An 11,304-nucleotide genomic window follows, 5' to 3' on the forward strand; every position below is an offset into this window, starting at 1 on the left:
TGCATCGCTGTATTATACTATGAGTCAACTCTTTATATACCCTTTCTATACCAATCGTCCAAGATTCGTATAAGCTTCCTATAAGCTCTCTATAAGCTAACCCCACCCATTTTACAGCTCCTCTTTTACCTTTTACCCACGTTCTCCCTTCCGAACTTCTCCGATATCTTTCTATCCCCTCAGCTCTCTTCAATAAAGCCATCAATCTCGTCTTACCTCCGTCCGACAAGTCCGAATCACCCGATAACTCCATTACTGCCTGTATAACTCACACCTCCCATTTACTAATTTTCAAATTTGCTAATCTGCTAATTTTTTTCCCGCCTGCCGTGCTACGGTTGCCTGCCGTGCTACGGTTGCCGTGTTACGACCTCGCACCTCCGAGCCTTCCAGAAATCTTTCAAATAAAAAACTGCCCACATTACTGCAGGCAGTTTCTATATCACATCTTATTTGTTAATTTCCTCATTTTCTCATTTTCTCATTTTCTCATTCTCTCATTTCCTAATTATCTCTACCCATCTACCATTGGTACGGGTGTTGTAGCGGTTGCTGTACATTGCCTCAGCATAAGTACCAGGCAGATAATAGCGTCCCGCATACGAAGCATTCAGCTTGAGCTTGATATACTTCGTTTGTTTGGCTTTCAGCGACAAGTAGAAATTCGCACGGTCGTCACGGAAATCAGTGTAGTCTATATAGCCGTTGTCATCACCTTCATCATAGTCAGTAAAGCGGGTGTTTACAATCTCCCAGCCCGAAGGGATAATTTGGGTGAGTGCTACATTGTCTACTCTCTCCCCTGTGAGGTTTGTAATCTCAATAGTAGCTACAAACTGAGTGCTTTGACGCAAATTGGTCACATCAAGTGTGTGTCCGTTGTTATCGCAGTAAGTCGTGTTGAGCGAAAGTCCGTTTTGCATAGCGAGCTCTTTGCCTACAGGTAATATACCGCTGGTAATGAGGCGTACATAAAGGGTTTGGTTGCCGTTGTTCTTCACTTGTAAAGTCTCATTGCCTTTGGCTGTAAGCGTCTTCTGTAGTATTGGCTCGGTAGATTTTAAGTTTTCGGTTTTACCACCCAAAGTATAACTAGCTGCTATATTTCTACCGCTCTTGTTCTTTTGTACGTATTTTGCCATTGCATAAAGCGAATAGGCTGTAGTTTGCGTGCTGAGCCAATCGTTAGTCGAAAGCTTTTCGGCAATCTCCAATGCCCAACGTCCTGCATCTTCTTTCCTACCGATAAGCAAAGCGGTTTCCATTGCCATTGCTTTATTGCGCAACACCGAGCCGTAATAGCTATCGGCATCATCGTCTATAGCGGTAGTTAGGAAGAGTTTTTCAGCGGTTTGCTTTTGTCCGGCAAGAGCGTAGGCAGCTGCCAAAGTGCGTTTAGCGTTAGGAGTGAGCTCACTAAGTTCACGCAAGCGGTTCATAGCGCCTATGTTAGGACTTCCGGCAAGAGCCAAGGTATAGAGGCGATAGGCTTGGGCAAAATCGTTTTGGTATTTACCCTCGTAACGCCATTGGCGCGCCTCATTGTTCTGATAGTCGAGCCAACGCTGTTTGCTACCTGAGGGCAATACATAACCTTTCTTCTCAGCTTCTACAAAAAACTGACCTATATACGAGGTTACCCAATCATCGGCATATTTACCTCCTTTCCAGTAGGTAAAGCCTCCATTAGAGAGTTGGTTTTCATACAATTTGCTAATGGTAGCACTTACATTGCGGTTCACCTCATCGGCTTTTTCTTTAGAAAGGGTTACAAAGTCAGCTAAGAAAAGTTGAGGAAACGCCCCTGAGGTGAGTTGCTCGCTACAACCGTGCGGATAAGCGATAAGATAACCCAAACGCTGAGTGAGGTTCACACCTGGGAAGCTCGATACTTCTAATACAGTCTTAGCTTTTTCACCAAAGGGATTGATATTGAGAGAATGCGACTGTCCGCCTTGTAGTACGGCGTTTTGTACTACATAAGTTACAGGGTTAGGGTTGTACACATCCATTTCCACCTCATAAGTCGCTTTTTCCTTACCCGAAGTAGCAATGATTTTCACCTTACCGATACCTGTTTGCGAGGTGGTTTCAAGTTCAAAGTATGCCATTTGCTCCCCTGTTTTATCGAAGTGCAACTGTTGGTTGCGTGTACCTACTACTTTAAACAAACCGTTAGTCTCTACTTGTAGCGATACGTTCTTCACTTGTTTTTCCATAGCAAAAACGGTTACCGGCAACACGATTTTCTCATTAGGCACTGCTTTGCGTGGTAAGGAACCCAAAATCGATAACGGACTCACCACAGGTATATCTTTTTTCTCAGCACTACCATAGGCGTTGCCTTTCACATCGCTGGCTACTACCATCACACGAGCAGAGCCCATATAGTTAGGAATTTTCACGGTATGGGTATTACCTGCCCCTTTTTTCAGTTCAAAAGGACCTCTAAATATCACAAAAGGTTTGAAACGGTTTGCTTTCTGTGCATCAGCACCGCCTAAATCTTCGTCTCCTCCTATACTGAACGCTTGATTGATAGTACCTCCATAAGCACCTATTACATCATCGTACACGTCCCAAGTCTTTACTCCAAGAGCAGTTTTGCTAAAGAAAGTATTCCAAGGGTTAGGAGTTTTAAAGCGGGTGAGGTTTAGGAGTCCGTCTTCTACGATAGCCAAAGTGTAAGTCATCGGTTTACCCGATTTCTCTCTTACCTTGATACTTACTTTTTGGTTAGGAGTCAATCGGTCGGGCATTTGGATTATAGGATTGAGGACGGTATTCTTGTCTATCACCTTCACCGGTATCACCCCATAGAGGCGTATGGGCGCATCATTGAGTGTTTTGTTGTGTGGTTGCAAGAGGGTAACATAGAAATACACATTAGGCGTCATTTTATTGGTGATAGGTACCTCAAAAGTAGTTTCTTTATTAGCAGTCTCTACCCAGTGAGTTTCGAGTACATCGTTCCCGTTTTCTACCGAGATGAGCGCGCGTCCACCTTTGTCTGACGGGAAACTAATCTTAGCTTTTTCACCTACGCTGTATTCTTTTTTGTTAGTACCCAAAGCGAGCATTACCGCTTCACTACCTTCACTGCCACGCGATTTGCCAGTCCAGTCACCCCAGTCAAAATAAGCAGTCGTGCCACACTTATGACCGCTTTGGTCATCGGTAAGCATAATAAAATAGCGACCCCAGTCGGCATCCGGAATATTGAGTGTAAAACGTGCTTTACCACTGCTGTCGGTAGTGATGTTTTTAGTGGTGTAAATAGCATTGCTACTACTACTATTATAGGTAGAGATATTCTGGTTCGAAGCGTCCCACCACCAGTTCCAGCCTACTTTATACACGGTTACTGATACGTCTTTATGACTAAGTGGTTTGCCGTCTTCGCTGAGTACTACTGCATCGAAAGTGTGGTTTTGTTGGGTGTTGTAATAATCGTATTTGTTGGTTTCGGGCAAACGTAAACCTACGTACTCACTATAAGGTGAGAAAGAAGCGGTACTCACATCGGTACTGAAATCGCCACCACTTTCGTTGGCTTGGGAGAGGAAGTTCACTTTTAGCATACCAGGAGCATCTAAGTCGTTCGTTCTGAAGTAGAAATTCGCATTCCCGTTGCTATCGGTACGCCCTTCAAATACATTCATCTCTTCGCTCTCAAACTGATAAGCACGATTGTTGAACACGTATTTTTCATAACCTTTGAAGGCAGTTTCTAAGGGGTAGAACTTCGCTTTCACGCTCACACCTGTATTACCTGCTGGAGTGCCGTGTAACCACAACACTTGCAAGCGCACATTGTCGCCCTTTTGACTGATAAGTTTACCGTTGAGGTTGTTCTCTATCTTCAAGCGGTTAGGCTTAATGGTTTCAATTTTGATGCGTTTGCTGAATTTCGTAGCCCCTGCCGAGATACTCACATTCCAATTGCCCGTAGGCGCATCGGAGTTGGTTTTCAGTCCAAATACATACTGGTTAGTAGGATTGCTACTCTGCATACGCTCGGCTATCACCTTGCCGTAAGGGTCAGTAAAGCGCAGTTTGATAGGCAGTTTTTCAGGGGTCTTTTGGGCAAAGTCATTCAAGATAAAGCCCACATAAATGCTATCACCGGGTCGCCATACCCCACGTTCGGTATAGATAAAGCCGTTGAGCCCTTTCTGTAAGCGCATACCATCTACATCGTATTTGCTTACCGACTGTGGTGCGCCGTCGTCTAACTTCACATAAGTAGTGAATTTGTCTTTTTTCACTTTGGCAAAGTAAGCACGGCTACTGAGATTTAACCGTAGTATTCCCTTACTATCGGTTTTGCCTTCTTGTATTTTCTGTTGTTGGTAGCTGAATACCTCTACTATTGCTCCATCTACCGGTTTGGTAGTGAGCAAGTCGTTTACTACTATGGTAAAGTTGTTCGTTTGTCCTTTCTTTACAATTACCCCAAGGTCGGAAGCAAGCACATTGGTACCCACCGTTCTGCCGTAGTAATAATTGTCTTTACAAGGACTATCCTCATCTTCTTCCCAATAGAATTCTTCGTCGTAATCATAGTATTGAGAGTAGGTTACATCGTCGTCATTTAATGGTTTTTGTTCAAACGAAAGGTCAAGAGGTTCTTCGTTTTTAGCACCACAAGCGTAGAGTGAATAGTTTTTGGTCATTCCTAATTCTACTCGGTAAATTGCCCCTGGTTCGGGTGTAATCACCGAAGCAAGGTCGAGCGAATAAGTGTTCCACTCGTTCAGCGGATAGAGCGCACTGTCGTTCAGTTTCAGTACTTTGCGTGCAATAGGCTTACCTACACGCTGTATATACGAGCCTCCACCCAAATCGTTATCTTGTAAAAACTGAAAGATATTGTTCTCGAAAATGCGGTATACCGTTACATTCACCGCGCGTAAGTTGATAGTTTGGAAGTTGATTTTCAAATTTTGTGAGCTCGGTAGGATAGTACCGCTCTTAAGGAAGCGAATATCGGGTTTCTGCTGTAAAAATTTGATGTCAAAAGTCGCTTCTTTTTCCAAGCGGTCTCCGTAGATATTCTTGATACCTTTAGAAACGTGTACCTTGTAGTCGCCTTCTTTTTGCTCCTCTCGGAAGACTTTCACCACATTGCCGTTTACGCTGTATTTCAGTGCTGTATTGGTATTGCTGAGGCTTATGAGTCCTGTAAAATCTTGTTCTTTTTCTAAGGGGTCAGAAAAGTTTACACTAAAAGCCTGATTGGCACCATCGGTTTTAGCGTTTAGTGCCTTGAACACCCCCTTTTGCGGAATAGTATAAGAGAAAGGTATGAGGTTTTCTTCAGGTATTTCTTTAACGTCCCATTTTATTTGGAGAGTTTGTTCTTTGTTGAGACGAGGCAAGCTGTCGAAGATAATCACAAACTTGTTATTAGTGCCTTGCGACTGGAACTTCACTCCTACTTTCTTCCCATCAAGAGTTGCTTTTAAAATCTCTTTAGCGGTTTCGTAAGGTATCTGGTCATTAGCCAAGAGTTCAGCACTAAGAAAATAATAATCACGGTTGTACGACTGTAACTCGTTTGACCTTACTCGAAAGGCTTGTTGAAAAGTTTTCACTGTAAAGTTGAAAATCTCCAGTTCCTTTTTTGGTACTGCATAGAGCTTCTTCACGTGAAACGACACGCGGTACTCTGTGTTTTGAGCCAAAGGTTTTTCAGGCACAAACTCTACAAGTGTAGGGTTTACGCACACCACTTTTCCTTTCACCTTAGGCGAAATCTCAAAAAGGTTAAGGTCGCTCACCTTGTCCATTTTGTCTTGCGACAAAGGTTCATTCAGTAGTATTTTTATTCCTGAGTGAGCAGAGATAAGCCCTGAGGTATACCCTGAAATATAATCTTTAAAAGCTAGTGGGTCGCTGTTGAAATTTACATTCTTCTTACAAGCGATAGCGACCAACAACGCTATCAGTACAAAGCTTATTTTTTTCATATTTTGATGACACTAATATTTTAAGGTACAAAGGTAGGAATTAATTATTAAATTAGCAAATGCTTTCTGAAAAAGCGTACCCTCTAAAAATAATACTTGTGTCGCTCACTTTAATTGCTTGTACTGTTACGACTGCCTGTGTGGCTCGCACTTAATTAAAAATCTGCTCTAATATTTTAAAGGTGATGAGGTAGGTAGGCTTTACTCCCGTAGTACCCAAGCCTCCTGAGGCAAGAGTGCTACCAGTTTCCAAAGGATTGTCGGAAGCGTAGTAGGCATAACGCACTTTCACATCTTCACGTATGCTCTTGCGTATTTTTGAAGCCGACTGTATGGCTTTTTGGTAATGTACACCTTCCATCTCCAAGCCTACTGCATTCCACGTAGAGTGTAGGAAGAATTTTAATATATCTTTGTTTTGTAGTGAAGTTCCTAGCACAGTAATCATAGAGCCCTCAAACACTTTTAGCCCATTACCTTCAAAGTCGGCTTTGGTAAATTCGTTGTGGAAAGGATAGTTATCTGCCGTACCTTCGAAGATGTGTGCAGTAGGAATCATCAGGTCTCCTTTCTCGCCTTCCAAGATGCCTGCCTTACCCATAATTGAGATAGAAAGCACGTCTAAGAAATAGGTTTTGCCTCCTTTGTGATAAGGTTTTAGGAGTTCATCTATGGTCTCAAAGGCTTGTTCACCAAAAGCGTAGTCCATTACTAATATCACAGGTTTTTCACCCTTTTCAAGATGATGTACTTCGTATGGTGTATCTGTAAAGTCTATTTTGGCAGTGTCAAACAGTTGCACATCGATGTTTGTGCCAGAAGTATCGTCTACCGAAATCATTCCGTGTTTATGAGCGTATTCCTTCACTTTTTTGCGTAAAGGTTCACTTTCGGGCAGACTTAGGAGCTCGAAGAGTTCTATACGTGAGCTTACTTCCACTTCTTTGGCAAGTGCTTTTTCAGCAAACAAGCTGTTCATCACGCTGTGCATATTGGCACTGATGATGTGTAACGGGCGTTCTAAGAGTCCATTTTTTAGTAATATATGTTTGATGTGTTCCGCCCATATCTCTCCGTGCAGGTGATGCCCGATACGCTCGCGCAATACAGTGCTAAAGGTGATAGTGCGTTTATCGTCATTCACGCGCTCGTTCAGAGCGAGCTTACCTAACCAGTAAATAATGTGGATAAAACGGTCGGGTAGGGTAGGAGTAGCTAAGGCCTTGTAAGCTCCCAGCACCTCTTCAAAAGTGCGCCCTAAAAGGTTGCCTATGTGTATAAAGGTAGCCTCACGCTCGGCGAGGGTGAGTTTATTCTTTTGTATATTGGCTTCTAATTTTGCCCAATCGTGCGAAATTTTATTGTCGTCTAACAGAATGCGGTCGGCGATTTTGTGTGACTCTATAAATAGGAAAGTAAGGTGCGTAAGCACGTCGTAAATATCCGAACGACCACGAGTGATTTCAATATTCATCTGCTCAGGGTCTATACGGTAACAATTGCGACGACGTTTTGGTGGGATAATAGGCTTGAAGTGCGATTGGCGGTATCCCTCATCAGCAATTAGGTTGATGTATTTACACTGCTCAATCCCTTCAGGCAGACGGTCAAGTACGTAAATAAGCCCGCTCAGTTCCGATTTGCTCTCAGCAATACTACCATAGATTTCTGGGCGCAATACCAGTAGTGATTCGCGTAGTGCCTCGCCCGAGATACCCATAGGTTTATAGAAACCCCTTGAAAAGAGGTGTCTCATCGTTACATACATACGCTCTATAGCGTTCGTGGATTCCTGTGCTCTACTTTTCATATAATTCTTCTACTTTCTCATAAACCAAATCCGGCTCCCAACCGCGGTACAGTAGGTAATTAGCCAGTTTAGCTTTAGCTTTATAAAGGTTCTTTTCTCTGATGGTAGCTCGTTTTTTCTCAGCCACTATCTCGAAAGTATCTATGTATTCTTCTTCGTCAATTTCTTCTAAGCCCACTTCAATATTGTAATCCGAAAGCCCTCTGGTCTTCAGTTCCCGTTCTATGCGCACGCGTCCCCATTTTTTGATGCGAAACTTCCCACGGGCAAAGCTTTTAGCAAAGCGCTCTTCGTTTAGGAAGCCGTTCTGTATCAGGTGTACCACTATATCATCAATAGCCAAAGGTATCATACCCATCGCACGCAGCTTCGTTACTACCTCCCGGTGGCAACGTTCCTGGTAGGCACAATAGGCTTCCAGTCGCTCTTTTGCCTCTTGTATGGTATAGGTCTTTGCAGTAGCTTCCATTATATTTTGTAATTGGGCAAAGATACAAGAAAAGCTACCAATACGGTAGCTTTCTTTTAATAATAACTTCTTTACAATCTTTTACTAACTTAATTGTGTGGGAATTAGATCTGTGATTAGAATATAGCTGCTAAATCTTTTTTGTACTTAGCGAGTAAAGCTCTTGTTATACCATAGTTTGCTTTAGTCGAGTCTACTACTAAATAAACGAAATAACTACCATTCGCTGACACATCAATAATGTGATTTTGGTCAGTAAGAACAATAACAATCTCATCTATTTTTTCCTTAGAAACCAATCCTAATGCTTGAAGCGCATTTTGTTTAGCTTTTATTACCTCTAAGTTATAAGCAGAAGCTAAGTTAGGATCAAAACTAGGATCTACTGATTCTGCGCCGTAAGAAACCCCTGAACGTACTTCAGTTACTGAAACGGCGATAAATCCAGGAATATTGTCTTTTACATCCTGAATAAATTTGTCTAAAACGTTTGTCATCTTTTTGAAATTTTTACTTTGTGGATTAATAAATTACTTAAAAAGTGAGGCATCGAGCGGATTTGAACCGCTGTAAAAGGTTTTGCAGACCTCTGCCTAGCCCCTCGGCCACGATGCCTTTTTATGTTTTGTAGTATCAGCGTGCAAAGTTACTAACTTTTTTTTAATTAGCAAGTTTTTTCTGTTTTATTTTTACACTCACCGAGGCTACGTCGCCATTAATAGGGGGATTGATTTTTGCAATCTCAAGTGTTATCTTCTGAACCTCAGAAAGTTCTTTGAATATCCTGTCTATAATACGACCCGCTACGTGCTCTAATAATTCCGACCGTATAGCCATCTCTTCTTTTACAATCCTGTTCAAGTGTACATAGTCTACCGTGTCAGCAAGCCGGTCGCTTTTAATAGCTTTTTCAAGAGGAACTTTCACCTTCACATCCACGCGGTAATCACTCCCTATAATTCCCTCTTCAGCAAGGCACCCGTGATTAGCGTGAACGCGTATATTCTTTAAGATAATATGTTGCATTCTATATTGTTATACTACTATCGCTGTGCACATTTACAGTTACTTACTCCTTGGAATAGGTCAAGACCTAAGGTTACCACGTGAGTACCTGAGTTGTATCTGATAAGTTCGTTTAAGTGGAGTTGGTAAGAGTATGCAAAGTACACCATTCCGCGTTTGAGCCCCGCCATAGGACCAATGTTTAGTGGTTTGAAGATTTGGTCATTTAACGAGCGATAATTCACCCCTACCCAATAATAATCGTCTAAATCCATCCAGCGGAATTTAAGGTTAAAATCAGTAGTAGAACGCCCGTCGCTTTCGTAGTACTGATAAAGTACTGAAGGCTCTATTTCAAAACGACTGTTCTTGTCTTTTTTATAACGGTATCCTGCGTAAACAAGGTAGTTGCGCAAAGCCTTAGGCTCTTCTTTGTAGAAACGCTCAATATCCTTGTTTAAGATGTTCAAACCCGATAGGTTTACGAACCATCTTTTATAGCGGTAAAGCACCGCTACATCAAAGTTGTGATTCACAGTAAAGCGGTCGTTAGTAACTTGTGGGTCAGGAATATTGTCGAACTTGTCGATATCAATCCTAAAAGTGTTTAAGGCATACGAAATACCAAATGAAATAAAGTGGTTGTCATAACGGTCAAGTGTAAGGTGGTGCGCAAACGTAGCTTTACCCCCCATTTGCTTGGTATTCCCGTTGCGGTCATTATAAAGCATAAGCCCCACGCCACTGCGTTCTCCTAAACGCATATCTCCCGCAAGCGATTGATAATCAGGAGCGCCCTTAACGCCTACCCATTGAGTACCTGCTGAAAGACGTATTCTCACAAAGTCCCCAATACCTGCATAGGTAGGGGCAATAAGAAATTCGCTATCTGCCAAATATTGGTTCATTTGTGGCAAGTTCAGCTCTTGCGAAAGAGCTTTCCCTCCCATTGTGCATAGTGCGAGCATTAACAATACTATTCTTTTCATTGTCGATAAAAATTTACTTAAACTATTTTCTTGCTATAAAATTACTAATTATCTCACAACACCTATATAGTACGTAGCTATAGTGTGCAAAATTTTCAGCAAATATACTCATTATTTTTTTACTGCACTATTTTTTTACAAAAAAAATGTGCATATTTAACACATTTATATTTTTATTAACATTTTTGAAGCTGTTTTTCAGCTTTTTATATTTTTATGTTTTGTGAATAATTAACATATAAAAATAGCCTATTTATACTTTTTTATGAAGATTATAATGCTAAAAACGGCTTTTGATGCGTTTTTTTATATGTGTAAAAAACACCGTATCTTAATGACCCCACCTAAACAATTTTAACGTTTCAAAATGATGAAAATTTTCTATAAACCACAAAACTTCTTCCTCACATCACTCTAAAATCACCCTTCCGGCATTATTCTTCCTCCACTCGTCCCACAAGTCTTAACTATTCTGTCTGCCCGACCTCATTGGAGGTCGCTTTATAGGAGGTTCAACTTTGCCCTCCGCTGGCGCGAGCTTTTAGCTCGTGCTATCACTACTAATTTTCTAATTTTTCAATCCGCCTATTTTCTTTCCGTCACATCCCTATTGCTTACGGTCTAAGACCTCACACTTCCCCATTTACTCCGCTGGCGCGAGCTTTTAGCTCGTGCTTTCACTGCTAATTTGCTAATTTCTAAATTTGCTAATTCCCTAATTATCCCTTCTCCTTTCCGTCGCCACATTCCCCCTCATTGAGGTAGCCAGCGATAGCTGGGTATGTGTCCCGCGAGAACGGAGTATGTGAGAAGGGGGAAGTTTGTCACCTTTTCCAGCTTGTCCCCCTTCGGGGGTTCGGGGGTTTACTGAATAAATGATTCGCCACATTCCCCCTCTGCGAGGGAAGTCCGCGAGAGATTTTCATCACATTTTCTTCGTCATTTGTCTCTCGTCATTCGTCTCTCGTCATTCGTCATTTCATTATTTTTTCCGTCACACTCCCTCCTATTGCCTGTGGCCTAAGGCCTATCACCTCTTCCTCTTTCTTTCGCCTCGAA

Annotated in this window: 8 protein-coding genes and 1 tRNA gene; all 9 read right to left on the reverse strand. The window is 42.0% G+C overall.

The features are described 5' to 3' along the window. On the reverse strand, positions 1–253 hold a 253-nt coding region (locus HMPREF1321_RS12180; RefSeq protein ID WP_034575678.1), incomplete at its 3' end, for a hypothetical protein. A gap of 244 nt (positions 254–497) precedes the next feature. Further along, entirely contained in the window at positions 498–5,972 is a 5,475-nt protein-coding gene (locus HMPREF1321_RS04220) for an alpha-2-macroglobulin family protein (RefSeq protein ID WP_009421517.1), read from the reverse strand. 151 nt (positions 5,973–6,123) lie between these two features. Then, positions 6,124–7,782 (reverse strand): DUF6909 family protein, encoded by a 1,659-nt coding sequence (locus HMPREF1321_RS04225; protein ID WP_009420532.1) that lies wholly within the window; start codon positions 7,780–7,782, stop codon positions 6,124–6,126. Further along, entirely contained in the window at positions 7,772–8,251 is a 480-nt protein-coding gene (locus tag HMPREF1321_RS04230) for a regulatory protein RecX (RefSeq protein ID WP_009421514.1), read from the reverse strand. Before HMPREF1321_RS04230 ends, HMPREF1321_RS04225 begins: the two co-directional genes overlap by 11 nt. 116 nt (positions 8,252–8,367) lie before the next feature. Further along, positions 8,368–8,748: a hypothetical protein gene (locus HMPREF1321_RS04235; RefSeq protein ID WP_009421516.1), complete on the reverse strand. Its 381-nt coding sequence runs from the start codon at positions 8,746–8,748 to the stop codon at positions 8,368–8,370. 47 nt (positions 8,749–8,795) lie between these two features. Next, positions 8,796–8,866, reverse strand: a tRNA-Cys gene (locus HMPREF1321_RS04240). A gap of 45 nt (positions 8,867–8,911) precedes the next feature. Beyond that, positions 8,912–9,277, reverse strand: a complete 366-nt coding sequence (gene folB / locus HMPREF1321_RS04245) for a dihydroneopterin aldolase (protein ID WP_009421515.1) — start codon at positions 9,275–9,277, stop codon at positions 8,912–8,914. A gap of 17 nt (positions 9,278–9,294) precedes the next feature. Further along, positions 9,295–10,245, reverse strand: coding sequence for a type IX secretion system membrane protein PorP/SprF (locus tag HMPREF1321_RS04250; RefSeq protein WP_009417025.1), 951 nt, complete (start codon positions 10,243–10,245; stop codon positions 9,295–9,297). Positions 10,246–10,960: 715 nt separating this feature from the next. Then, positions 10,961–11,134, reverse strand: a complete 174-nt coding sequence (locus HMPREF1321_RS12185; RefSeq protein ID WP_083832724.1) for a phosphinothricin acetyltransferase — start codon at positions 11,132–11,134, stop codon at positions 10,961–10,963. Positions 11,135–11,304 lie beyond the last annotated feature (170 nt).

The sequence above is a fragment of the Capnocytophaga sp. oral taxon 412 str. F0487 genome (genome assembly GCF_000271925.1).
GTDB classification, from domain to species: Bacteria; Bacteroidota; Bacteroidia; order Flavobacteriales; family Flavobacteriaceae; genus Capnocytophaga; species Capnocytophaga ochracea.

Coding starts and splice junctions, on each gene's coding strand:
- folB (WP_009421515.1), bottom strand. CDS start 9,277: ATGCAACATATTATCTTAAAGAATATACGCGTTCACGCTAATCACGGG.
- HMPREF1321_RS12185 (WP_083832724.1), bottom strand. CDS start 11,134: ATGTGGCGAATCATTTATTCAGTAAACCCCCGAACCCCCGAAGGGGGA.
- HMPREF1321_RS04225 (WP_009420532.1), bottom strand. CDS start 7,782: ATGAAAAGTAGAGCACAGGAATCCACGAACGCTATAGAGCGTATGTAT.
- HMPREF1321_RS04235 (WP_009421516.1), bottom strand. CDS start 8,748: ATGACAAACGTTTTAGACAAATTTATTCAGGATGTAAAAGACAATATT.
- HMPREF1321_RS04250 (WP_009417025.1), bottom strand. CDS start 10,245: ATGAAAAGAATAGTATTGTTAATGCTCGCACTATGCACAATGGGAGGG.
- HMPREF1321_RS04220 (WP_009421517.1), bottom strand. CDS start 5,972: ATGAAAAAAATAAGCTTTGTACTGATAGCGTTGTTGGTCGCTATCGCT.
- HMPREF1321_RS04230 (WP_009421514.1), bottom strand. CDS start 8,251: ATGGAAGCTACTGCAAAGACCTATACCATACAAGAGGCAAAAGAGCGA.